At 72.3% G+C, this 23,807-nt stretch carries 20 protein-coding genes; 9 read left to right on the forward strand and 11 right to left on the reverse strand.

Annotated elements, in window-relative coordinates:
- Positions 1-629: 629 nt before the first annotated feature.
- Together GCU67_RS20620 and GCU67_RS20625 are read left to right on the forward strand one after the other, a co-directional pair.
- Positions 630-1,265 carry a M48 family metalloprotease gene (locus tag GCU67_RS20620; protein WP_163613272.1) on the forward strand — a complete coding sequence of 212 codons (636 nt, stop codon included), beginning with the start codon at positions 630-632 and terminating at the stop codon, positions 1,263-1,265.
- A 101-nt stretch (positions 1,266-1,366) separates the two neighbouring features.
- A complete protein-coding gene (locus tag GCU67_RS20625) occupies positions 1,367-1,777 on the forward strand; it encodes an HNH endonuclease (protein ID WP_163613274.1) in 411 nt (136 codons plus the stop codon).
- Here GCU67_RS20625 and GCU67_RS20630 read toward each other — a convergent pair.
- Entirely contained in the window at positions 1,751-2,143 is a 393-nt protein-coding gene (locus tag GCU67_RS20630) for a hypothetical protein (RefSeq protein WP_163613276.1), read from the reverse strand. The genes GCU67_RS20625 and GCU67_RS20630 overlap by 27 nt on opposite strands.
- Before the next feature lie 474 nt (positions 2,144-2,617).
- Here GCU67_RS20630 and mobF point away from each other — a divergent pair, with 474 nt between their 5' ends.
- Complete coding sequence (gene mobF, locus GCU67_RS22610; RefSeq protein WP_163613284.1) at positions 2,618-6,760, forward strand: MobF family relaxase; 4,143 nt, start codon at positions 2,618-2,620, stop codon at positions 6,758-6,760.
- 141 nt (positions 6,761-6,901) lie between these two features.
- Here mobF and GCU67_RS20640 read toward each other — a convergent pair whose 3' ends face one another.
- The 10 genes from GCU67_RS20640 to GCU67_RS20685 all read right to left on the reverse strand — a co-directional run bounded on the left by GCU67_RS20640 (position 6,902) and on the right by GCU67_RS20685 (position 19,249).
- Positions 6,902-7,420: a hypothetical protein gene (locus tag GCU67_RS20640; protein WP_163613286.1), complete on the reverse strand. Its 519-nt coding sequence runs from the start codon at positions 7,418-7,420 to the stop codon at positions 6,902-6,904.
- Positions 7,421-7,865: 445 nt separating this feature from the next.
- Complete coding sequence (locus tag GCU67_RS20645) at positions 7,866-8,474, reverse strand: hypothetical protein (RefSeq protein WP_163613288.1); 609 nt, start codon at positions 8,472-8,474, stop codon at positions 7,866-7,868.
- The gene (locus tag GCU67_RS20650; RefSeq protein WP_163613290.1) at positions 8,471-10,324 is read right to left on the reverse strand and encodes a type IV secretory system conjugative DNA transfer family protein; all 1,854 of its coding nucleotides are present in this window, start codon (positions 10,322-10,324) and stop codon (positions 8,471-8,473) included. Before GCU67_RS20650 ends, GCU67_RS20645 begins: the two co-directional genes overlap by 4 nt.
- 25 nt (positions 10,325-10,349) lie before the next feature.
- Positions 10,350-11,504, reverse strand: a complete 1,155-nt coding sequence (locus GCU67_RS21495) for a VldE C-terminal domain-containing protein (protein WP_211661824.1) — start codon at positions 11,502-11,504, stop codon at positions 10,350-10,352.
- Positions 11,501-12,343, reverse strand: a complete 843-nt coding sequence (locus GCU67_RS20660) for a hypothetical protein (protein ID WP_163613292.1) — start codon at positions 12,341-12,343, stop codon at positions 11,501-11,503. The genes GCU67_RS21495 and GCU67_RS20660 overlap by 4 nt, the downstream gene beginning before the upstream one ends.
- Positions 12,340-14,847: a hypothetical protein gene (locus GCU67_RS20665; protein WP_163613293.1), complete on the reverse strand. Its 2,508-nt coding sequence runs from the start codon at positions 14,845-14,847 to the stop codon at positions 12,340-12,342. The genes GCU67_RS20660 and GCU67_RS20665 overlap by 4 nt, the downstream gene beginning before the upstream one ends.
- A complete protein-coding gene (locus GCU67_RS20670; RefSeq protein WP_163613295.1) occupies positions 14,844-17,432 on the reverse strand; it encodes an ATP-binding protein in 2,589 nt (862 codons plus the stop codon). The genes GCU67_RS20665 and GCU67_RS20670 overlap by 4 nt, the downstream gene beginning before the upstream one ends.
- Positions 17,416-17,913: a hypothetical protein gene (locus GCU67_RS20675; protein WP_163613297.1), complete on the reverse strand. Its 498-nt coding sequence runs from the start codon at positions 17,911-17,913 to the stop codon at positions 17,416-17,418. Before GCU67_RS20675 ends, GCU67_RS20670 begins: the two co-directional genes overlap by 17 nt.
- Positions 17,910-18,176, reverse strand: coding sequence for a hypothetical protein (locus GCU67_RS20680; RefSeq protein ID WP_163613299.1), 267 nt, complete (start codon positions 18,174-18,176; stop codon positions 17,910-17,912). The genes GCU67_RS20675 and GCU67_RS20680 overlap by 4 nt, the downstream gene beginning before the upstream one ends.
- Positions 18,173-19,249 carry a hypothetical protein gene (locus GCU67_RS20685; RefSeq protein ID WP_163613300.1) on the reverse strand — a complete coding sequence of 359 codons (1,077 nt, stop codon included), beginning with the start codon at positions 19,247-19,249 and terminating at the stop codon, positions 18,173-18,175. Before GCU67_RS20685 ends, GCU67_RS20680 begins: the two co-directional genes overlap by 4 nt.
- Positions 19,250-19,405: 156 nt before the next feature.
- On the opposite strand from GCU67_RS20685, the gene GCU67_RS20690 reads away from it, so the two are divergent.
- The 6 genes from GCU67_RS20690 to GCU67_RS20715 all read left to right on the forward strand — a co-directional run.
- Positions 19,406-19,867, forward strand: coding sequence for an XRE family transcriptional regulator (locus GCU67_RS20690; RefSeq protein WP_163613301.1), 462 nt, complete (start codon positions 19,406-19,408; stop codon positions 19,865-19,867).
- A gap of 28 nt (positions 19,868-19,895) precedes the next feature.
- On the forward strand, positions 19,896-20,414 hold the full coding sequence (locus GCU67_RS20695; RefSeq protein ID WP_163613302.1) for a hypothetical protein: 519 nt from the start codon (positions 19,896-19,898) through the stop codon (positions 20,412-20,414).
- An 8-nt stretch (positions 20,415-20,422) separates the two neighbouring features.
- Positions 20,423-21,559, forward strand: coding sequence for an MAB_1171c family putative transporter (locus GCU67_RS20700; RefSeq protein WP_163613303.1), 1,137 nt, complete (start codon positions 20,423-20,425; stop codon positions 21,557-21,559).
- A complete protein-coding gene (locus GCU67_RS20705; protein ID WP_163613304.1) occupies positions 21,556-22,158 on the forward strand; it encodes a phosphatase PAP2 family protein in 603 nt (200 codons plus the stop codon). The genes GCU67_RS20700 and GCU67_RS20705 overlap by 4 nt, the downstream gene beginning before the upstream one ends.
- Before the next feature lie 14 nt (positions 22,159-22,172).
- A complete protein-coding gene (locus tag GCU67_RS20710; RefSeq protein ID WP_163613305.1) occupies positions 22,173-22,514 on the forward strand; it encodes a hypothetical protein in 342 nt (113 codons plus the stop codon).
- 232 nt (positions 22,515-22,746) lie between these two features.
- On the forward strand, positions 22,747-23,807 hold a 1,061-nt coding region (locus tag GCU67_RS20715), incomplete at its 3' end, for a hypothetical protein (protein WP_211661825.1).

The raw sequence follows: 23,807 nt of genomic DNA on the forward strand, positions 1-23,807 counted from the left end.
GGTGGCGCGGACCGGCCTGCGGCCGGTGGCTTCGCCGTGGTGGCTGGCTTGGTGGGTGCGGCAGGTCGTCCCAGCATGCGGGGTCGGGGGTCCGACCGGTCAAGGCCGCTGCGCGCCGGCTGCGCCGGTCGGCTTCGCCGAGCCTGGACCGCCCACCCTCAACTCCGCACCCCGGGACTCCCGACCCGCCGCACACAGCGGCGGCCCATCGAAAGGAACCCTGATGAACAACGAGGCCGTCAACACCGAGCGAGCGAACGTGCGCAACGCCTTCCACCTGGTGCAGCAGGAGGTCTATTCGCTGCTGGACTCGGTGGGGCTAGTCGCGGAGATGGTCGCCCATCCCAAGGACGGCGACCACGCCGAGCTGGCATGCAGACGACGGGCTTGCACGAGGCGGTCGAGGGCGTGCTGGCCCAGCTGGACACGCTCCGGCGATTGCAGTTCAGCTACGACGACGCGGTGGACGCCCAGCCACGGTGACCAGCGGGTGGCCGGCCAGGAGACCCCTGCGCCGGCCACCGGCCCCACACTCGACTGACCGAACGTCATGCGCCCAAGGAGGCCAGCATGTGCACCGCTCTTCCCCGGGCGGGCCAAGCCGCCTGCCGCGACCGGCAGGATCTGCGGTGACCGCCGCTGTGCCCGCGCCACTGCGCCAGGAGTTCGAGACCATCGCTGCCCGCGCGGCCGCGGTCGGGCGACCGCTGGCCCCGATGCCCACGCTGGAGATCGCCACCAACAGTCGGCGGGACAGTCGCGCGTTCACCGACCCGGTCGGCAGCGCCGGCACCCCGCGGGTCCGGCTCGCCCAAGACCTGCTCGACACCGCGCCGGAGGACCGGGCGTGGACCATCGCGCACGAGCTCAGCCACGTCCTGCGGGCCCAGGAGGGAACGCGCGTCACCTTCACGCGTGGCCGGCTCAACGCCGTGTGGGCGCTGTTGGCCCTTGCGGTCGCCGCGCTGACGGTGGCCGGCTACGCCGGACTCACGCGCTCCGGTCCCAGCGCCGACCTGATGGCCGTCCTGGGGGTCGTGGGCCTGGCTGCCTGGGCGGCCTTGATCGTTGAGGTGATCCGGCGCGAGGAAACCGGGGCCGACGCCACCGCGGCGGAGGTGTTCGGGGAAGTCCTCACTGTCGCCGGTGTCAAACGTCTCCAGCGCCGAGAACGCCCGTTCGCCGAGTTCCCGGTAACGGCGTGGCGTACTCACCCGCGCCCATCCCATCGCCGCCGAGCCGGTCTGGCCAGGGTCACCAGGTGAGTCAGTCCAGGGGTGAGCCGGTCAACCTCACCGCAGCTGACCGAGAGCGCTTCGGGACGGCCATCTGCCGCACGGCCACGTGTCACATCTGGCTTGGTTCGGTGTCGCGTCCCGGCGGCTACGGGCAGTGGTGGCTACGGCGTCCCGACGGCAGGCAGCGGGTCGTCTCCGCGCACCGCGTTGCTTTCGAGGTGGCCCACGGTCCGCTGCCAGAGGGCGCCACGCTCATGCACGACTGCGAGGTGCGGTTGTGCGTCAACACCGGGCCGGGACACGTCCATGCGGGCACGCAGGCGGAGAACGTCGACCAGGCGGTCAGGCGGCAGAGGATGGCCGGCCCGAGGCCAGGCCTGGTCGACGTCCGGGGTCCGGTCGGTCAGGCCGCTGCGGTGCAGACCGCGATCCGGGAAGCACTCACGCAGGGCCGGTCGGACCCGGACCAGTTGGCCGAGGTTCTGGCCGAGGTGATCGCTGTCGGCGACCCTCTAGCCAACCAGCTCCGCCTGCTGTGACTCCCCGGTCGACCTAACGCTCTCTTCGGATCCCTGGTCACCGTCAGCACCGGGCGGGGTGTCGTCGGAATCGCCCCGGGGAGCCCGAGGCGCACGACGCGCGGCGCGGACGTCGGTGAGGGGCACATCGCAGAGTAAGGCGATCTCGTCGGGAGTCTTCCCGAGATTGGCCAGCGCGCCGATGCTGGCGCGGAAGGTCGCATCGGCGGCCGCGATCTGCTCGGTGAGGCTTGCACGCAGCTCGGCTGACTCCATCACTGCGGTCACAGCTTCGGTGAGCACGCGCGCTTCGCGCTCCATGTGCTCCTGCACCCGCTGAGCTGCCCGCCGCCGCGCTACCAGAGCTTCACTCTTGCCCGTTGCCATGCGCGGAGCGTAGCCCGTCTCCACTCACCGTCTCGATCCCTGCGCTTGACCCCGTTGCACCGGTCTTCGCTCCCACTCCCTCAACAAGATCAGCCCCTCCCTCCTGTCGGCTGATCCCTGGTCCACTCGCATCCCTCCCTGACCAGCTCACTCATCCGTCCCCCGTCCTCATCGGCTGACCTTCTGACCTTGTCCAGCCGTGCCAAAGCCGTCCTAGTCTCCAAACCTTCCGACCAGTCCACCTTCCTCACACCTCTGGCACTATTAGTGCCGAGGACATAACGTCCCCCAGGACGGGGCCCGGAGGGCCCCTGATCGGGGCGTGGAGACACCGCCCCGAGGGGGGCCAGGGAGAGGGGTAGCGGTGACCGGCGCGACGGTGTGCGGGCCGCTGCCGGCGCCGTCCTGGCCGGCCCCCAGCCAGGTCCCGGTACCGGGACCGGCCGGTACCCCCGGCCGCGGGCGCATCGCATGATGACGCTGCACGTGCTGGGAGCCGGGACCGGCTACCGGTACCTCACCGACCAGGTGGCCGGCGGGGACGGGCAGCGCCAGGCAGGGCAGTCCCTCACCGACTACTACCAGCAGACCGGCAACCCCCCGGGTCGCTGGATGGGCACCGGCGCCGACGTGCTCGGGGTCGAGGGTCAGGTCGCCACCAAGCAGATGCACAACCTCTACGGGCTGGGCCTGCACCCGGAGTCCGGGGTCCAGCTGGGCCGCCGGTTCCAGGTGTTCCGGTCCATCGCCGAGCGCGTCCGTGACCGGCTGGACGCCGCCCAGGCCAGCGGCCGGCTGCTGTCGGAGACGGCCGTGGCCGTCATCGAGAAGGAAGAGAACACGAAGGGGGAGCGGCAGGCCGTCTCCGGGTTCGACCACGTGTTCTCCCCGGTCAAGTCGGTCTCCCTGGCCTGGGGGCTGTCCACCGATCCGCACGTGGTGGCACAGATCGAGGCCGCCCACCACGAGGCGGTCGCGCACACGATCCGGTGGCTGGAGCGCGACGTCGCGTTCGCCCGGACCGGCACGGCCGGCGTCGCCCAGGTCGACGTGCACGGCGTCGCGGTGGCCGCGTTCGACCACCGCACCTCCCGCGCGGGAGACCCCGATCTGCACACCCACGCGGTCATCTCCAACAAGGTGCTGGCCCGCCTGCCCGACGGTGAGACCCGCTGGCTGACGCTGGACTCCCAGGCGCTGCACAAGGCCGCGGTCGCCGCCTCCGAGCGGTACAACCGCACGCTGGAGGAGGAGGTGTCGCGTCGGCTGGGTTGGGAGTTCGAGGTCCGCGCCGACCAGGACCCGGCCGAACCGACGGCGATCCGGGAGGTCGCCGGGGTGCACCTGGGGGTCATCCGCGGGTTCTCCCGGCGGCGCAACGAGATCGAGGAGCTGCACGGCAAGCTGGTCGAGGCCGACCACCGGGAGAACGGTCGGGCCCCGTCGAAGGCGAGGCAGTACGAGCTCGCGCAGCAGGCCACGCTCGCTCTCCGCCCGGCGAAGGTGACGACGGAGACCGTCGCGGAGGAACGCGACCGGTGGGCCGCGCAGGCGGCTGGCCTGCTCGGGCCCGAGGGGCTGGTCGAGCTGCAGGAGCGGCTGCTGCCGGCCGATCCGCTGGCCCTGGCCACTGCCCGTGACGTGAGCGATGAGGAAGTCGAGGACCTGGCGGCCGCGACGCTGGCCGACGTCACCGACCGCCGGTCGACGTGGACCGTGCGGCACGTCCAGGCGGCCGCGCAGCGCGCCTCCCGTGAGCTGCTGATGGCCAGTCCCGAGGCCCGTGACGCCCTGGTCGGCCGCATCGTCGCCCGGGTCATCACCGGGCAGGGAGAGTGGCAGCAGGTCGTCCGGCTGGACCCGCCGGAGGCCATTCCGGCACCACCGGAGCTCCAGCGCGCGGCCGGGGAATCGGTGTTCCACTCCCACGCCAGCGAGCGCTACACGACCACCGCGCAGCTGGAGGCCGAGGACGCGCTGCTCACCCACGCGCGCCGCGAGGACGGGTTGGCGGCCAGCCAGGCGGACCTCGACGTCGCACGCTGGGCGGCCCAGCAGCGGGGCATGCCGCTCACTGGCGACCAGCTCGCCGCGGTGACGGCGCTGACCCGTTCCAGCCGTGGGCTGCAGCTGCTCATCGGTCCCGCCGGCACGGGCAAGACCACCACCGTGCGCGGGCTGGTGGAGACCTGGCAGGCCGACGGGGTGCGGCGCGTGCACGGCCTGGCGCCCACCGCTGTCGCCGCCGCGGTGCTCAAGGCCGAGACCGGGATGGTGGAGACCGAGACCCTGCACCAGTGGGCCGCGCAGGTGGAATCCACGGGTGCCGTGCCGTTCGCTCCCGGGGACCTCGTGGTCATCGACGAGGCCGGGATGGTGGGTACCAGCAGGCTGCTGGACGTCGTGGACGCCGCCGAGAGCGCCGGTGCCAAGGTGGTCCTGGTCGGCGACCACCGGCAGCTCGGCGCGATCGAATCCGGGGGCGCGCTGCGGCTGCTGGCCACCGACGAGCCCGCCGCGGTGGCGGAGCTGACGACGGTCTGGCGGTTCGCCGACGTGGCCCCCGACGGCACCCGGACGATCCGGCAGTGGGAGGCCGACGCCTCCCTTTTGCTGCGCACCGGGGATGCGGCCGCACTCGATCCCTACATCGAGCACGGGCGCGTCAACTCCGGCGTCGAGGCCGTTCTGCTGGAAGACCTCTACACGGCGTGGAAGGCCGATCAGGACGCCGGCCTGACCGCGGTGATGATCGCCTCCCGCGCCGACGTCGTCGCCCGCCTCGGCGTCCGGGCGCGCGCTGACCGGGTCGCGGCCGGCGTGGTGGAGGCCGACGGCGTCCAGCTGTCCGACGGCACGACGGCCGGTGTGGGCGACGTGATCGTGACCCGAAAGAACAACCGGCTGCTGCGCGCCGGGGGCGAGTTCGTCAAGAACGGCGACCTCTGGACGGTCGAGGCAGTGGACAGCGACGGCGGCCTGCGCGTGCGCCACACCCAGCACGAGGCGGAGGTGACTCTGCCCGCGGAGTACGTCGCCGAGCGGGTCGAGCAGGGCTACGCCATGACCGTGCACCGCGCCCAGGGCTCCACCGTGGACGCCGGCCACGTGCTGGTCGATGACACCTACTCCCGCGAGCTGCTGTACGTGGCCATGACCCGCGGGCGGCTGGGCAACACCGCGCACGTGGTCACCGATCACGTGCTGGACCCCGACCTCGAGCGGCCCGCGGAGCACGAGCGGCTGGCTCGGTCGGTGCTCGGTGAGGTCCTGCGGCGGGAGTCCGGGGACCGGTCGGCGACGGAGACGCTGCGCGAGGCGTACGCCGCTGCGGGGTCGCTGCGGACCCTGCTGCCCCGCTACCAGTACGCCAGCGGCGTGCACGCGGACTCCCCGGCCCGGGACGTCGTGGCCGCCGGCATGGCGCCGGATGCGGCCGCCGAGGTCGTCGCCGCACCGGCGTGGAACGCGCTGGCCGAGCGGATCGGGATGCTGGAGGCGCGCGGCGTCGACGTCGCCAGCGAGCTGCGGGCGACGCTGGCCGAGCGCGACCTGGGCGGTGCGGAGGACCCAGCCGCGGTGCTGCACATGCGGCTGCAAGGGGCGGTGGAGGCATCCCGTCCCCCGGGCGGGGACTGGCTGCCGCCAGCCCCCTCGGGCGGGGATGAGTCCCTGCCCGTCTACCTGAGGGAGCTTCGGGAGTCGATGGAGACGCGGGCAGCCGACCTGGGCGCGATCGCTGCGGTGGAGCGGCCGGACTGGACGATGAGCCTGCCGCCGGTCCCCAGCGAGCCCACGGCCCGGGCCGGCTGGGAGCAGGTCGCCGGCCGCGTGGCCGCCTACCGGGAGGCCTACGAGGTGACCGGGATGGACCCCCTGGGCGAGCTGCCGCGAGAGCCCCGTCAGCACGAGGCGCACGACCAGCTGCGCGAGGCAATCGGGCAGCTGCCCAACGTCCAGGGCGAGCAGGAGCTCCTCATCCAGATGGAGGCCGCGAAGCAGCGGCTGCGGGTAGCCGAGAGCGACTACTGGGCCGCGCAGCGGGAACCCGGCCCGGCGGCCGCTGGTGCGGCCGAGCGTCAGGTGGAGGCAGCGGAGAAGACGCTGGCCCGGCTGGCCGAGGCCGAGGAGGCCGAGCAGCGGTGGGAGCAGCTGGCCGCCAAGCAGGCTCAGACCGCCGGTGAGCTGGCCCGCGCCCGGGCCGAGGCGGAGACAGCCCGACGCCGGGAGAAGGCGGTCAAGCAGGGCGTCGTCGACGACCTGCAAGCGCGGCGGGAACGCGACGCCGCGGTGCTCCAGAAGGCCGCTGAGCTGGCCGCCAAGGCAGCTATCGGCCTGCCGCCGGCCGCAGCCCGGGATGCCGCGCGAGCCGATGCGGCGCGGACCCTGGCCGCAGCCCGGACCCTCCTTGCCGAAGGCGTGGCGGAGCGGGCCCGGCGCGCGGCCAAGCTGGAGGCTCGACGCGTGGCGACGGAGACCGCGCTGCGCGAGGCCCGCCACCACGTGACGGAACTCCACGCGCGCATCGGTGCCGACACCGCCGCGGTGGACTCACCGCGGCCGGTCGAGATGGGCGAGTACCGCCCGACCGAGACCGGCCGGGAGCGGGAGCGCTAGGTCGCATCTTTTAGGTGCGGTGTGAGGGGAGGACGGCGGCCAGTCAGCAACCCTGTTGAGACAGCGAGACCGGCAGTTCTGTGTTGAACGAGGGCGCCGACAGAAGATGTCGGCGCCCTCGTCCGCGTTCAGATGAAGGTGTCAGCTGGTGACGGTGACCGACTTGCCGGTGACGGCCTGTGTGAAGCCCACCGAGACACCCGTCCCGTAGGCGTTGTTGTTGCACACCTGCGAAGAGCCGCCCTGAGGAATCCAACAGATTCCCTTGACGGAGTGGCCGCTAGTCACGAGGGTGCCGCGATCGGTCCAAGTGCCGGTGTAGGTCTGCGCGCTTGTAAAGCCGACTTGGGCGTACGGCAGGGAGATCGGCTTCCAACACGTGTCCCTCGAACCACACGGGTTGCTTATGGCGTTCAGCGACAGCCCGGACGTCGGGGTCTTCGAGACTGACACCACCGCCCCTGTCTGAGCGTCGAGGACGACGGCAGTACCGGTCGTGGCGCTAAGTCCCCCGGTTCGGGCGTCGATCACCACGCTGGAAGCGGCTCCCTCGACACTGGGAGCGGCAAGCGCTGTACCCCCGCCAACGGCGACCAGGCCCGTCCCGAGTGCGCAGGCCAGGAGAGTGTTCTTCATAGCGCGACCCATGTTCAGCTTCATGATCTTCCCGTCATCGAAGGGGACCTAGAACCGCTGACGCAACAGACGTTCACCGGTACGGCCGCTGATGCCGCAGACTCTGACAGTGACTCAGGGTCGCGACAAGACCTCAAAGCGTGTCGCTGCAGTACCGCTTTGGCGTGTCGTGAACCCTTCAGCTGATCTATTGTCTGACACTCCGACGCTCTTGCCGCTCACTGGAAGACGCTGACCGCTACCCAGACGCATCCGTACCGGTGTGCGTCCGCTGGTCCGTTGAGTAGTGCGCCCCCGCGCTCTCAACGAGTGGCCAGAGAGCGAGGACCGCGGCGACGCGTGGCTGGGCTGCATCGAGTATGACGGAAAACGACTTCCAGGCCGCCTTCGCTGTCGACCAGTCAATGCCGGCTTAGAACATCGAGCGCGGAGGACGTCTCTCCACCGTTCCGACCCGCAGTGAAGCCGGTCAGCTTGAGGTGCCGTTGAGCCAAGCCGGATTGTCCCCGATGTGGGCGAAGACGTCGCCGGGATTAGCGGGCTTGAGCGTCTCCAGCTGCTCGGCGGCGGCGTTCCATCCCGTCTTGTGCCCGTTGGGGGTGCAGGCGTCGGGCGCCTTCCCGAAGTGGAGGGTCTTTAGCCGCTGCTGGAAGTTGGGCAGCCACCGGTCGTGCCAGTACATGCCCCGCTCCGGGGAGGCGACGAGGGTCTGGTGGATGTCGACCCAGCCGCTATAGAGCGAGGCCAGGTCGTGCACCAAGCGCGGGTGCTGCGGCCAGCAAGGCAGCACCAGGTCAGTCACCGACACCGCATAGTCGGTGTTGAGGTGGTCGACGAAGGCCACCAGGAGACCGGCGAGCTCCTCCCGCTGGGTCTCGGTGAGCGAGTCCAGCGACCACGGCCGGGGCGCGCCGGTGGCCGCCAGTAGCCCGGCGATGCCTTTGGGGCCCTTTAGGTCGTCACCGCCGACGGCATCAGCGGCCGACGCGGTGCGACCGCCGTCGCACATGCCGCCGTCGTGGGGGTGTGTCTCGTGGTCGACGTCGACCCCGCACCGGACCCACAGCGGGCCGGTCACCGGCGGGTCCCGGCGTCGTAGGCGGCCTGGGCGCGGGCGTACTCGGTGGCGCGCACGTCGGCGCGCACCGCCCGGGCCTGGGCGACCTCGGCGGCCACGGATGCTGACTCCCGGCCGATCTGGCGGCGCAGCGGCCGGGAGTCCCGGTAGGACTTGGAGCGGGCCATGAACAGCTTGCAGCCCAGCACGCGGACGACGGACTGCCCGTCGGCGAGGGTCTGCTGGTCGGCGGCGCTGATCGCGTCGCGCCACTCGTGGCTGTCGCTGTACTGCCGGTTGCCGATGTTGCCCGAGACGTTGACGGTGGTGACCCGGGCGAGGCCGGCCTGCTCGGTGAGCTCGTCGGCGATGGAGGCGTCGTAGCCACCGACCATCGTCACCTGCACGTTCTGGGCCAGGGTCTCCGCGGCGTCGCCGTAGAGCTCCTTCTCCTGGGCGGCGTTCTGCAGCCCGTAGACCAGGCCGACGCCGTAGGACCGCATCTCGTAGGCCACCTGGGGCAGCGAGGCGATGGGCACCAGCCCGCGCAGCTCGTCGAGGACCGCGACGGCGGGCACCGGCAGGCGGGAGCCCGGCGAGCTGATCGCCACCTCGCGGGCGGTCTGCAGCCACTCGTCGGCGAACAGGGTCAGCAGCGGGGACACGCTCGCTGCGGTGGTCGGGGAGGCCAGCAGGTAGACCGTGGCCCCGTCGCGGATCAGGGATTCGAGGGTGACGCCGCCGTCGCGGGCGAAGGCCGCGCCCTCCTTGGTGGCGAAGGGGAACATCGCGTTGGCCACGAACCGCTCGACGCTGGAGGTGGTGCGCTCGGCGCGGTCGTCGAGGTGCTTGAGGAGTGCGATCCGGGTGGCCTGCTCGGCGGCGGTGTGCCGGTCGATGATGTCGTGCGGCTCGGTCAGGCTGATGTTGCGCTGCCACCGGATGATGTCCTCCACGCTCCGGCCGCCGAGTGCTGCGGCGTGCAGCCAGGCGGCGATGACCTGCATGGCGGCGTCGCGGAAGAACCCGTCCTGGGCGTCGGTGCGGTCCCCGTCCTCGGTGCCGGCGACCAGGCCGCGGGCCCGCCGGTAGGCCAGGGACACCTCCTCGCAGCCGTCGATGAAGTCCCACGAGAGCCGGTCGAAGCCGGCGGCGTACCGGTTGGCGGGGTCGGAGAAGTCCAGGACCCACACCGGGCGGCCGGTGGCCTGCCGGGCGCGGACGGTCTCCCGGAACAGGTCGTCCTTGGTGGTGCCGATCAGGGCAGCTCCGGGCACGTCGCGGGCGATCTTGGTCAGCAGCCGGGCGGTCTTGCCCCAGCCGGTGCGGGCGATGACCCGGACGCGCTGCTCGAAGCTGGCGACCAGCTGCCCGCCGTCGGTGTGCTCTCCGAGGATGTAGCCGAACGCGGTGATGGGCTGCTGGCGGCGGATCCACCAGGAGTGCAGCCGGTTGCGCCCGGCGAGGTCGGGGCGGGTGAACCGCCCGGCCCGGCGCGCGGACCGGGCGGAGACGTGCCGGCGGACCTCTGACCACTGGCCGCGGGCGCGGGCGCGCTCGTCGACGTTGGCGGCCCGAATGATCGGCCGCGCGACCACGGCGATGATCACCGCGGCGATCAGGACGCCCCAGATGACCCACCAGGTCCGGTCGGCCGGGGCCTGCATCACCGTCCACAGCGGCGGCTTCTCAGCACCGGCGGCGAACACCGACAGCCGGATGCGCGGGTACGGACCGGTCCAGCCCGCTCCGGTGAACCAGTTGGGGATCGCCCCGCCCACCATCCAGCCCGTGCCGCCGGCGATGAGGATGACGATGCCGGCCCAGGTGTTCAGGGTCCGCTCGCGGCGGGTGGGGGGTCTGCGACTCATGACGGGGCTCCGCTCGGTCGGGACGTCAGTAGACGCTGACGTGGACGTGGTCGTAGTGGCAACCGCTGATCTCCGCCGGGTTCGGGCACCCGTAGACGTCGGAGGAGTAGGGGCCCCAGGAGCCGGGGTTGGCGGCCTCCCAGAACAGGCCCTGCCAGATCAGGTACTTGACCCCGAGGGCGGCCTGGTTGGCCACCAGGTAGTTCGCATACGCCCAGCCCTGCGCGACCGACACGGGGTCCAGGTGGTTGAAGAAGACGTCGCAGGCCCGGCCCAGCGGGTGATCGCTGGTCGGGTTCCAGGCGTGGGCGTCCCAGCAGGTGATCCCACCGCCGGCGTACCCCTGGCCCTGGGTGGCCTGGATCAGCGCGAGGGTCCGCGGGGTGATCCGCCCGGTCGTCGTCGGGTCATCGAGGGTCGCGGCCTCAGCGGGGAAGGCGGTCACCGTGACCAGCCCGGCCGGGATGACCGGGCCCTCGGCCCCGGCCGCGCCACCGATCAGCCCGCACACCGAGGGCGCCGGGGCGGCGGGGTCGACACCGGCGCCGGTGTCCAGCTCGCCGGGGTCCAGTGCCGGGGTGTCCCCGGCGGCGGTGACCAGCTGGGCGGCCAGGGTCTCCCACTTGGCGTAGGCGTCTCCGAAGCCGCTGCGCTGCACTGCCTGAGCGGCCACGGTCAGCGGCATCGTCTCCCAGCCGGGGACCCCGACCAGGCCGTTGAGGAACTTCCCCGTGGAGTAGACCGGGTCCAGGATCTGCTCCCGGGACCCCCAGCCTTGCGAGGGGCGCTGCTGGAACAGCCCGAGGGAGTCCCGGTCCCCGTAGTCGATGTTGCGCAGCACCGACTCCTGGATCGCGGTCGCCACGGCGATGACCCCGGCGCGCATCGGCAGCCCGCGGCCCTTGACGACGGAAACGATGACGGTGACGTTGCCGGTCTGCTCGGCTGAGACGGTGATGGAGGACTGGGCCGCGGTCACCGGGTAGGGCAGCAGGGCGGCGTCGACGTCGCCGGTGAACCCGATCCCGGTCTGCACCCCGCAGCCGGCGGCCGCCTGCGCCGTCGTGGTGGACGCGGCCCCGACCAGCATCAGCCCGACGGCGGCCACCACCAGGCCCAGCAGGAGCGCGGGCAGACCGATCTTCACCCACAGCGCGCCGCGGACCACCCCGCCGATCACTCGGAGATCCCGGTCAGCCCGTTCTGGACGTTGGTCACCTGGTCGCCGATGACGGTCACCAGCAGCGTGACCGTGTCGGTCGAGGACGGGCTGCCGTCGATCGGGGTCAGGGTGCGCGTGGCCTCCAGATGCCACACCACCTGCTGGGAGCCCGCCGTGGCGGTGCCGGTGACCGGGCCGGGGGTGACCCGTACCTGCTGCTGGATCGTGAAGTCCCACAGCCGGGCGGCGTTGTCCCGGCCGGTGGAGGCGACCTCGGAGCTCGACAGCGACGACCAGCTCCCGACCCACTCACCCACGGGGTCAGCGGCGGTGGGGTCGAAGGTCAGGTAGGTAGCGAGGAAGTCCGCGGCCGTCGACCCGCCCGCCACGTCGAAGGGCGCCGGGCGGGCCGGGTCTGCCGGTGCCAGCGCCGCCGCCGTGGCGGCCGCGGTGACCGACGTGGAGGCGGCGGCCGGTGCCGTGGTCGATCGGGGAGCCGCGGTGGAACGGGGGGCCGCTGATCCCGTGGCCTGGCTGGTCCCGGTGGAGGACTGGACCCGCGGGCCCTCAGCCTCCCCGGCATCGTCGCGGCCGGGCCCGAGGAACACGAAGCCGGCGATGAGCACAGCGGCGACCAGGACGATGACGCCGAGCCCGTCGGTGGAGCCCTCCGGCCGGTCCCGCCAGCGGGTGAGGGCGGCAGACCGCCCGCGGCGGGCGTCGTGCCGCCACTCCCTGCGTTCCTTGCGGGTCAGGCCCGCAGGAGGCTGCGCGGGCGGCAGCTGCGGGTAGTGGTCGGCGGTCAGGTCCTGCTCGGTGCGCCGCATGACGAAGGGCCGGTCGTCGGCATCGGTCACTGCTCAGGCCCCTTGCGCAGCGGAGCCATGCGGTACTGCCGGCGAGGACCCGGGTTCCGCTGGGTCGAGGAAGCCGGTGCAGCCGCCGAGGCGCCGGAGGCATCGGACCGGCTCGGCCGGGCCGTGCTCTTGCCCGAGGGAGCCTGCGGGGTTCCGGCTGACCGCCGGGTGCCGGTCGAGGACGACGAGGAGCCGCCCCCGCTGCCCTTGTTCGTGGACTTCACCGACGCCGCGGTGGACCCGCCGCCACCCGAGGGTGTGTTGCGCGAGGAACCGGTGCCGCCCGCGGGTGTTCCCCGCGAGGCCCCGCCGGCCCGGCCACCGGTCCCCTGCGGTGCCGCGGTGTACCTGGTGCTGCCGGTGCCCCCACCGGACCGGCCGGCGGCCCGCTGGGGAGCGTCGCCCGTCCGGTTTCCGCCAGGGGAGCTTGGGTTGGCGGTCGGTCGAGGACTGCCCGCGCCGACCGGTGCCGCCGAAGCCCCGCCGGGCCGACCAGCTCCCTGCCTGCGTTGCCCGCCACCCCGGCCGGCACCTGCGGCCGCTGCGCCGCCACGTCCGGCACCCGTTCCAGGCGTACCCCCGCCCCGCCGGCCGGTCGGGCGGGAGGAACCCGCCGGGCGGGCCGTGGACGCGCCTGCAGCGCCCACGGTCGCGGCAGGTGCCGACGCGGCAGGAGCCGCCGTGGAAGGCGTCGCCGTCCGAGACCCAGGACCCGACGTGGCGGCCGGGGCGGACCCCGACGAGGACGCCGGAACCGCCCCGCTGGCCGGCCCGGGACGCGAGCTGGCCGCCGGGCGGCCGGTGGCCGGCGTCGCGGGGGTGGGACCGGTGGCCACCGGGGCAGCGGTGGCCACCGGAGCTGTGGTGGTGCCGCTGGTCGCGGGCGCCGATCCGGGAACGGGCGCAGGACGGGAGCCCAGGTGGCCCATCCGCATCGGAAGGACGCGCTGCGCGCCGCGACGCACCGCGCCGGGCGCGGCAGCAGCCCGCCGCACCCCCTTGGCCGTGCTCGAGGCGGCCGAGCCGATCGCCTCGGGAGCGGCCGCTGCGCCACGGGCACCGGCCCGGGCCGCCCCGCCGAGGGCGCGCCTACCCAGGCGGGACCCGCTGGTGACCGCGCGGGCGGCCAGGTAGCCCGACACCAGGGACGTGCCGGTGGCCGAGGTGCCGAAGCCCAGCATCTGCTCGATCTGGCCGCGGTAGCGCAAGCCGAGGATGAGGGCGGTGCCGTTGAAGACGGCGACCATGAAGATCCCGTAGGTGGCGCTGGCGCTGTTGAAGATCGCGCCGACGACCATCACCGCGCCGAGGATCGTGGTGATGATGAGCGTCTGCAGGAAGGTGCCCAGCAGCGACTCCAGCCAGCGCACCCCGATCTGGCGCGGACGGCCGGGGATCATCCAGGTGGCGAGGAAGAACACGCCCAGGAAGATCAAGATGATGAGCCCGATGAGGGCCATGAGCCCAAAGACGGTCATAGCCAGCAGCGCCATACCGGCGCCGATGGACAGCGCCCCGAGCATGAGCGCCGCCCCGATGCGGCCGGGGTCCTGCCCACGGACCCAGGGGGTGTCATCGCCGAAGGGGTCGACGTCGCCGTCGTCGGCCAGCTGCGCGCGGGCGGTGCCCCAGGCGCTCTCCCCGTCCTCGGCGTCGGGGTTCTCGAGGTAGGACTGCCCGACGACCTCGCAGGAGTCGACGGACTTCCAGGCGGTGTAGCACCAGCCGGAGACTCCGTAGACGTTCCACAGGCTGTCGGTGAGCTGTCGGACCGCCCCGTCGGGGTCGTTGCCGGTGTTCGGGGTCGGGTAGCCGGTGGAGGAGTTGGTGACCCCGGCCGCGGCGGAGTAGGCGGTGGTGGAGGCGTCGGCCAGGCTGGAGCGGGCGTCATCGAAGGTGTCGAGCACCCGGGAGGGCCCGGCGACGAAGGTGATGGCCAAGACGCTGGCGGCGACCAGCCAGATCATGTCCCCGACGAAACTGCCGCCACCGGTGGTGCGGCCCCGGGTGAAGGCGACGACCACACCGATGCCCAGGCTGATGACCAGCAGGGGCAGGAAGACACCGGTGTTGAGCTGGCTCATCGCCGCATCCACGGCGGCGGACTGGTCGGCGTACAGGTCCAGGTTCAGCATCCACTGCAAGGCCACCAGGGCCCCGCGGAGGATCGACAGGCCCAGCCAGGTGATGAACCCGGCGACGGCGTTGGCGACGTTCCAGACCTGGGACTCCAGGCCGTCGTGGTCGCTGTCGGTGTCGACGGGGTAGGAAAACGCCGAGACGTCGAAGCGCTCGAACAGGGTGAGTCCGCCGGCGTTGCCCAGGTCGGGCCCGATGAACAGCCCGCCGTCGTTGACCGCGGCCAAGGCGTTGTTCGCCGACCCGACCAGGGTCAGGGCCACCAGCCAGGCGAGGGTCATCAGGCGCATCGGCGTGCGGAACGGCCACGTCAGGGACCGGGCCGCGGCCGCCACTCGGTCCGCGGCCGCCCGCACGGCGCTCACGCCGGCACCAGGTGCTCGTCGACGTCGTCCACGTCCTCGACGTCGTCCGCGTCCCCGACGTCGTCCAGGTCCTCGTCGTCGTAGTCGTCCTGCTGGTCGACCTGGTCGTAGTAGTCGAAGTCCTCGGCTGCACCGACCTCGTCGCGCTCGGGTGTGGTCTTGAGCGCGGCCTGGATCTCACCGGTGAGGTAGTCGAACTCCACCGGCGCGAGCTGGCCCCACCGGTCGCGGACCTCGCACTGGCCGGGCAGCCAGCGCTTCTGCCGGTCGAGCACCAGCGGCTCGGGTGAGAGGCCGAGGAGCTGGGCCTGCGCGGTGGCCTCCTCGTTGGACTTGACCCGGAAGGCGCACACGGTCGAGACCTGGTCGATCAGCCCGGAGATCTCGACCAGCTCGGCGACGGCCTGGGTGTCCAGCAGCAGCGACACGTCCAGCGCCCGGCCCACGCGGGCGAGGTCCCCGACGAGTTCCTTCCCGAAGTCGAAACCGGTGATCTTGTGCAGCTCGGTGAGGGCGACGACCTTGGGCAGCCCCTTGACCCGCCCGGCGACGTAGGTGGCGTAGGAGAACCCGGCCTGCACCAGCATCACGGCCAGCCGCTGCCCCTGCCGCCAGTTCCGCGGGTCGGCGGTCTTGGAGGGCAGCCGGCCGTAGACGCCGTCGAAGAGCATGTAGACGAGCCCGGCCGTGGTGGGCAGGCCCTGGACGTCCTTGGCCGGTGACCCGGCGACCGGGCGGGCCAGCGGGTCCCGGGTCATCTCCGCCAGGTCGCTGCCCAGCTGGGAGGCCACCGGGTCGGTGGAGCGGGTGAGTTCGAGGATGACGGCCCAGGTCGAGCGATCGGCCGGGTCGGGGTAGGAGGCGACCTTGTTGCCGGCGGCGCGCACGTGGGCCTCGGCGAGCTCGGCCTGACCCAGCGGGAGCATCAGCAGCAGGTTGTCCACGGACCGGGAGGCGGCCTCGTCGGGGTCGGCGACGAAGCGGAACGGGCACATCGACCCGCTGGCCTGCTCGCTGGTGGACACCGTGGTGGTGGGCACCCCGAACCAGGAGGCGACGGTGACGACGCCGGACAGGTCACCCTTGAGGTCGGCCAGCAGCCCGTAGGCGCCGTAGATGACCTCGGCGATCATCGCCAGCATCACCGCGGTGGACTTGCCCGACCCGGACCGGCCGACGAAGGCGGTGGTCACCGGGTCGCCTTCGATGGAGGCGTCGGTGAGGCGCAGCTGGAAGGGACCGGGCGTAGAGCCCAGCACCCCGCCCAGGAACGGCCCGTGACCGGGGCCGACCTGGGAGCCGCCGTGGAACCAGCCCCCGACCAGGGTGGTCATCGGCCGGAACTGCTCGCAGTCGGAGAACCGCAGGTGGTCCCCGAGCACGGACTCCTTGTAGAGCACGTGCTGGACGTGCTGGGGCACGAACAGGGTGATGCCGCGGTCGCCGTAGCTGTCGATGATGCCGGCGGTGCGCTGGTCCAGGTCGACCAGCGAGCGGGCCTCCACGATCCAGACGGGGTTGTCCAGCACCATGCCGACGGTGCCCTTGCGGACCTCCTTGATCCGCTCGGGCAGCACCGCCCGGGCCTCCAGGATCTGCTCCGGCGGCTCCTGGGCCACACCGATCGCGGACTCCCGCTCCTGCTCCTTGGTCAGCGCCAGCGCCTTGGACAGTCGGGCCGCTGCCTCCTTCGCGCCCAGGTTGCGGCCGCGGATGGACACCTCGACCGGGCTGGCAGGCCCGTCGGGGTCCTCATCGGCGATGGACAGGTCTTTCAGCCACTCGGAGCCGGGCAGTTCCATCTCCGCGGAGGGGAACCCGGTCTGCGCGCTGGTGATGAACCGGACGTAGGCGATGCCGTCGTCGGTGGCGATCTCCATGTGGTCCGGGCGCGGGAGAGCGAACGCGCCGGAGTGCAGCCGGGCGATCTCCCCGGTGGTGGCGATCGGGCCCGAGGGCAGCCAGTCGGTGGTGCGCCGCAGGTCCCGCCGCAGCGACCAGGCCAGCTCCCGCACCGTCGCCGGCCGGGCCCCGAAGGAGGATTCGGCCATGCGCTGCTGCCAGGCGCGCGCCTGGGTCGAGGCGCGCACCAGCAGCCCGCGGGCGTCGTCGATCTCCGCGGCCTCCCCACCCACGACCCGGGAGGTGCGCCGCAGCGCGGGCAGGTCACGGGACTCACTCACCTTGATCTGGATGCCCAGCAGCACCAGCCGCTGCGGGAAGTCGTGGTCGGCCATGCGGGCAGCACCCAGCTGCAGGTACTCCTCCTGCCCCTGCGTGATCCGGCCACGGGCGCCCTTGGCGATCCGGGCGGCCTCGGCGTCGCGGTACTCCACCGCACCCCACCGCCCCCACTGGATCTTGAAGTGGAACTCGGCGTCGGTGGGCAGCAGCCGGCGCAACGTGGAGGCCCCGGCCGACGTCAGGGCGAAAATGTCGTCGGTGTTCAGCTCGTCGGTGGAGCGGGTCGGCAGCACGACCCAGGCCCACACCGCCTGAGCGGAGGCGGTGATGCCGTCGGCGATCGCCTTGGGGGTGTCCAGGGCGGAGTCGTCGCGGTGGGACTGGCTAAACAGCTTCGGCACGGGAGGCCTCCTCGCGGGCCCGGGTGAGGGCCAGCCGGGTGAAGTCGGGACGCAGTGGGGCGTTCAATCGGTCCAGGTCCTCAGCGGTGGTGACCTGCGGGTCCGCGGCGATGAGGAAGGCGAGGTCGGTGGGGACCTCGGTGACCGGGCGGGAACTGGCCGTGTCGCCGTTGACGATCGGGGCCGGCCGGTCCAGGTACCAGCGCAGCAGGTCGACGATCCCGCGGACGCGGAGCCGGCCACCGGCGTCGCGGCTCATCAGCCACCAGGTGAGCGCGCCAGGCGGGGCGACCCACAGGGCGAACCCACCGACGAAGGGGACGCCGAGGACGTTGCACAGCAGCAGCCAGGGCGCGTAGATCAGGGCCCCGACCTTCAGCCAGGACCGGGGGATGCCCTCGCCGAGGTCCATCTTGAAGACCCGGTACTGGCGGCTCTCGATTCGCACGTGCACCGTGTCCGTCGGCATCGGGTACGTCATGCGCCGAAGATCGAGTTGCCGATGCCGGCGAGGACGTTCTGGAAGCCGGTCGGGTTGAGCAGGATCCACAGGACCACGACCGCACCGGCCAGCTCGGCGACCAGGAACCCCCAGTCGCTCTTGATCAGGGCCCGCACGGCGAGCACCGCCAGCACGATCAGCACGACCGACAGCAGGATCGCGTAGATGTCGGTCTGGATGCCGGTCAGGTCGCCGAGGGCTGCCCGGGTGTCCATCGCAGCGGCGGTCAGGGTGGTGGTCATCGGATCTCCTCGTTGGTGGCGTCGACGGCGGTGACGAGCCAGCGCCCGTCGTTGTCGGTGAGCTGCAGCGCGTAGCGCTGGCTGATCTGCAAGGTGGTGCCGGCCAGCTGCCAGTCGACAGTCGCGGCGGCGTAGCGGGTGGTGCTGCCGCCAGAGACCGACCAGTTGGCGGTGTCGGCGACGGTCAGGGCCCCGGCGAGGTCGGGGAGGGTCGCGCCGGAGGCTGCGATGTAGTCGGTGGACCCGTCGGCCACGGCGGTGAACACGTCCCCGGGCAGGTCCCCGGTGTCGCCGGTGAGGGCGTTGTCGGTGGAGGCGTCCGGGCGGGGGATGCTCGCCGGTCGGCCGGAGGAGAACACCGCGCCGGAACCGGCGACGGTCGGCTCCCCGTCGGTGAGGACGACGGGCACGTGCAGGGTCAGCCACCGCGGCGACTGCGCGGTCCAGGGGGCCACCGCCGGGCCGGGGTCGGCGGCCACGGGCACGCCGGCGTCGCTCACCGCGGCGGCCTCGGGCACTGCCTGGCCCTCGGCGAGCACGGCCGGGGTGACCCGCGCGGTCACAGCGACCACGGCGGCGTCGGTGCCCAGCGGCAGAACCGTCCCGGCGGTGACGACGTCGACGTGGAGCTGGCCGTCCCCGCTCCAGTTGGCGATCCCGGGACCGCTGGTCTCACCGGTCCAGCGGGCCACCGCCGCTGCCCGGGTGCCGGGGCTGGCCGAGTCGAAGGACAGGTAGTCGGTGGCGTAGGCGACCGCGAGGGCCTGGGCGGCATCGGGGTCCAGCGCCGGCGCGGCCGCGGCCGGGGCCTCGTCGCGGGAGACGGCGTTGGCGATCGGCCGGACGATGACCTGCACGATGCCGGCGACCAGCAGCAAGATCACCCCGGCCCAGGCGGCGACGCGGAAGCCGACGTGGGTCCGGCGCCCCGGCCGGCTGGTCGACCAGCCGGCCGCGTTGCTCCCGCCGAAGGACTCGCCGTTCCCCGCTCCGCCTGCGGCGGTCGAGGCGGCGCGCTTGGCGTCCCGGGCATCCAGTCCCAGGACGGAACGGGCGGCAGTGCGCAGGTCCACGACATCCCCCGTTAGATCGCTGCTCGGACTGTCAGTCCGAGTTGTTGGAGCCATGTTCGGTCTACCGTCCGACGAATGTCAACGTCGATCGGAGCTCTGTGGACGGCCACTAGGCTGTGGACCGGCATCGCGACGGTCACAGCGGAGGGGACTGAGGTGAGCGACGAGGAGGTGGCGAGCCGGACCTTCGCGGAGCGTCTGGACCTCTTGTTCCGCGCCACACACCCCGCCGGCCGCGACGAGGTCGGCTACCAGGAAGTCGCGGACGCAGTGGCAGCGGCCGGGGGCCCGACGGTCACCGGGAACTACCTCTACCTGCTGCGCAAGGGGCGACGGTCCAACCCGCGCATCGACCTGATCCGCGCCCTGGCGCGGTACTTCAACGTCCCAGCGGCCTACTTCATCGACGACGACGTCGCACAGACCTACGTCGACCAGCTCGAGCTCCTGCAGGCCATCCGCGACAGCGGCACCGCCGGCCTGGCCATGCGCGCAGCGAACCTGACGCCCGAGGCCCGAGCAGCGCTGACCGTCATCCTCGACGGGATGCGCGCGGACAACCCGAAGCGCACCGAGCCCGGTCCTCCATCGGGTGACTCCCCAGCGGATCAGGACTGAGTTCACCGCGGGCGGTTATGTTCCGCCCATGATCACCGAGCCCACGGAGACGGGAGACGCCGCGCTGCACCAGCGCGTCGACGACCTGATCGCCGCCGTCGGGCTCAGCGACGTCGCCTCGATCACCGACGTCCTGACCGCCGTCGCGCACGAGCGAGGGCGCAGCGTGGAGCTGGAGCCACTGCCCGAGGACATGGAGTCCGGCGACGTCTTCGGCCTCTGCCTGCCCTACGAGGACCGCGACGTCATCCTCTTCCGCACCGGCGCCGGCCCCGAGCACGAACTGCACTCCACCCTGCACGAATGCGGGCACCTGCTGTTCGGCCACGTCGCCGTCGACAGCCACACCGGCAGCAACCCGGTGTCCCGACTGCTGCCCGACCTGGACGCCGACCTCATCGCCCAGGTGCTCGCCCGCTCCAGCTACGAAGACGAGCAGGAGCGCGAGGCCGAGCTGTTCGCCATGAAGGTCCGAGCCGTCATGACCGCCGCCCAGCGGCGCCGCGGGGACGCGATCCTCCGCCGCTTCGACGACGCACTCGGCTGAGCCGCCCCATGCTGCTGGCCGTCACCGCCGTCTTCTGGCTGGCCGCCGTCGTCCGGGCCTGGCGGTGGCGGCGCGCCCCGAAGTCGCCTGCGCTGCGCGCGATCGCCATCGCCCTGCTGTCCATCGCAGTCGCATTGACCTTGGACCTGCCCGCCGTTCAGCAGGTGCTCGCTGCCGGGCCGCTTCGCTCCGGAACGCCGGACAACATCGCCGACCTCGGCAAGCAGCTCGCGATCGTCACCGGCGCCTGGGCGTGTCAGTCGCTGCTGCTGCACCTAACCCGAGGTGCTGAGGTCACCAACACCAGCGAGCGGACACGCGCCCGCCTCGCCATCACCGTCGCCGTCCTCAGCACCGCCATCTACCTGGTCCCGCTCATCTCCCCCGACACCGCCCGGAACCCGGAGTCGGGGATCGCACAACCGTTCATCACCGAGTCCCGGCTGCTGGTGCTCGTCTACGCCGGCACCGTCCTGTTCTTGGTCATGAAGCTGTGCTGGACCCACACCGGCAGCGGCAGCCTCGGCAACGGCGTCCGGATCATGGGGACCGGATGCGGAGTCATGGTCGCCTACGCACTCACCCGCATCGTCTACTTCGCCGTCGCCCACTACGGCCACACGCTGCTCCCCACCGTCTACCGCGCCGGGGACCTCCTGCAAATCCTCGGCCTCGGCCTGATCGCGATCGGCACCCTGATCCCCCGCCTCGGCCGAGCCGTAGCCGGCCACCGCGCCCGGCGCGCCTACGCAGAGCTGGAGCCGCTCTGGACGCTCGTCACCGAGCGCGTCCCGCAAGTCGTCTTCGCGACCACCCCCGACGGGGACGCCACCGCCTGGCAGCTGGACCGCAGGATCATCGAGATCCAGGACGCGCTGGTCGTCCTGGCCCCCGGGCTGGATCGCCCTCCGCCGGTAGCCGGACGGCCCGCCACCTCCGCCCCGGCCGCCGCACGCCTGGCAGCTGCGCTCGAGCAGACGCCGTACAGCACCCGGGTCGTCGTCGGCGGCAGCCCCTCCAGCGACACTGAGGAGTCCCTGATCGCCCCGCCAGCTGGCATTGACCCCGTCAGATGGCTGGTGCAGGTCTCCCGATCCCTCACCCGCACGGGCGCCCAGGACAGCCGCCTCAAGGAGACCCGTTGACCACCGACGCGATCACGACCCGGCGCAGACCGCTGGACCGGCTGGCCGCCGTCGTCAACGAGATCTCCTCACCGATCCTGGCCAACCCGATGGTGTCCATCGCTGTCGGCGCCTCAACCGGCTCATGGCGCTGGACGGCCCTGCTCACGGTCTTCACCGGCTTGTTGCCCGCCGGGATCATCTTTGGGGCCCTGACCCGTCGGCGGATCAGCGACCACCATGTCACCGACCGGGACGAACGGCCCCTGATCATGGCCGCGATCCTGTCCAGCCTCGTGCTCGGCCTGGCCGTCTGCCTCCTTGGCGATGCACCCGTGCCGGTGACCGGAGTCGACGCCGCCATGCTCGCCACCCTCGGCGTCCTAGCCGTTATCACCATCATCGGGCGGTGGAAGGTCAGTGTGCACAGCGCCGTCTGGGCAGGAATCGCCGCGATGCTCACCCTCACCTTCGGCCCTTGGGCGCTGCTGACCGCCCTCGCCGTCCCCGTCGTCGTCTGGGGCCGCGTCCACGTCCGCGACCACACACTCCCCCAGGCCCTCGTCGGAACCATCACCGGCGCCATCGTGGCTGGACTGACGTTTGGGCTCATCGCCTAGCAGGTCCTTCGCGGTTGGACCGCGAGGAACAGGCCGCAGCCGCGGAGCCAAAACCTCCAGAAGATCAGGACGACACGCGCGCGGCGCTTGCTAATCAGATTTTCACCCGGTTGGGTGGTGGCATGGCTGGTCCGGGAAAGCGAGGACGCGAGCACAAGGGCGACCGCGTGCTGACGCAGTCGAGACCGCACCGCGTGATCGTCGAACGCGTCGATCAGGAAGCGGCTGCCGTCGGGATGACGCGCAGCGACTTCATCGCGCTGTGCCTAGCCCGGCAGCTCAACCTTGAGCAGTTCGCTCCCGTGGTTCCCGCGCAGAACGGCCAGGAGGTGCTGCCGCTCGGCAGGACCGCCTAGACGCGGAAAGGGCGGCCCCCGAAGGGACCGCCCTTAACCGCTAGATGCCGGATCGGTGCGCCAACACCTACCCCGGCGACACATCCCACCCCGCGCTCACGGGAGGCTTTGTGCTGCCTGCACATCGTAGAACGCTGCTCGGCCCAAGGCCAGGCTGCAGCGGCAGGATCACCCGCGTGTCTGGCGTGTCGGCCAACTCTCGATGCTGACCGACGTCGGATCACCGTCCGCGGTGGCCATCTGCCGACAGCTCGACGAGCTGCTCTTCGCTCCGGCGGGCTGGTTCTGCATCGACGCGAGCAACCGCCGCGTGCCTGGCGCGACCCCGGGGACCCTGGACCAAGCGCTGGCTCTCATCGGGCACACCGCGGTGGCCACGGTCGTCGGCCAGCTGCGTCCAGAAGCGCTCGGAGTCGACATCGACGCTGGCGGTGAGCTCGGGACTGAGGCAGCCACCGCCATCGCCGCGTGGTGCGCAGCCCGCGGGTTGTGGCACCTGCAGCGCGCCTCCGGTGGGGGCGAGGGTCGCTGGCACCTGTTCGTCGTTCCCGGGGTCCACGCCGAGGACTTGGTCGACCACGTTGCCGCCGTCCGGCGCGAGCTGCGTCTGACCGCCCGCCAGCTCGACGCCCGGCGCCAGCTGCGGCCGCTGTGCGCCCCGCACCGCCGCACCGGTGCCGCTGCGCTCCCCGCCGAGCTGGCCGAGGCCGCCGTTGCGCTGCGGGAGGTGCTGCAGCCGCCGTCCGGCCGGGTCATGGCGCGACGCCGTGCCACTCCCCCGCCTTCCCGACCAGCCACCGCACCTAGCGGGCCGGAAGGTCCGCTAACCCCGCTCCGCCGACAGCGCCGTGAGCTGCCGCCTGTCTGGGCCGCCTACCTGGCCCGTGGGCGACGAGCCGCGGCCGCAGTCGACCGCGACCCTGGCAGCCGTTCGCAGCTCGAGTTGGAGGCCACCTGCCAGCTGGTGCTGGCCGGCTACAGCGAGCCGGAGGCATGGGCGGCGATCGCAAGCGCCCACTCCACCGCCTTCGCGAAGGCCCGCAGCCGCGGCCGCCGCTGGTGGTGGCATACCTGGAACCGATGCGTCCACGACTGCGACACCTGGCTGCGCGCCCACCGCGTGGACAGCCCGCCCTCCGATCCACTGCCGGCGACCGAGCGGGCCCGCGCCGAGCTGGCCGCCCACTGGCGCAACTGGCCGACTCGCACCCGGCACACCGATGTCGAGATCTACACCGTCGTCCTGGCTCGGATGGACCGGACCGGCGCCGCGGCCACGGCCATCCCGCAGCG

Origin of the sequence: Modestobacter muralis (assembly GCF_010682105.1) — a bacterium.
GTDB classification, from domain to species: Bacteria; Actinomycetota; Actinomycetes; order Mycobacteriales; family Geodermatophilaceae; genus Modestobacter; species Modestobacter muralis.

Excerpts from the sequence above, each read along its gene's own strand:
- GCU67_RS20650 (WP_163613290.1), bottom strand. The coding sequence starts at position 10,324 with ATGAGTCGCAGACCCCCCACCCGCCGCGAGCGGACCCTGAACACCTGG.
- GCU67_RS20695 (WP_163613302.1), top strand. The coding sequence starts at position 19,896 with ATGATCACCGAGCCCACGGAGACGGGAGACGCCGCGCTGCACCAGCGC.
- GCU67_RS20640 (WP_163613286.1), bottom strand. The coding sequence starts at position 7,420 with ATGAAGCTGAACATGGGTCGCGCTATGAAGAACACTCTCCTGGCCTGC.
- GCU67_RS20700 (WP_163613303.1), top strand. The coding sequence starts at position 20,423 with ATGCTGCTGGCCGTCACCGCCGTCTTCTGGCTGGCCGCCGTCGTCCGG.
- GCU67_RS20630 (WP_163613276.1), bottom strand. The coding sequence starts at position 2,143 with ATGGCAACGGGCAAGAGTGAAGCTCTGGTAGCGCGGCGGCGGGCAGCT.
- GCU67_RS20680 (WP_163613299.1), bottom strand. The coding sequence starts at position 18,176 with ATGACCACCACCCTGACCGCCGCTGCGATGGACACCCGGGCAGCCCTC.
- GCU67_RS20675 (WP_163613297.1), bottom strand. The coding sequence starts at position 17,913 with ATGACGTACCCGATGCCGACGGACACGGTGCACGTGCGAATCGAGAGC.
- mobF (WP_163613284.1), top strand. The coding sequence starts at position 2,618 with ATGACGCTGCACGTGCTGGGAGCCGGGACCGGCTACCGGTACCTCACC.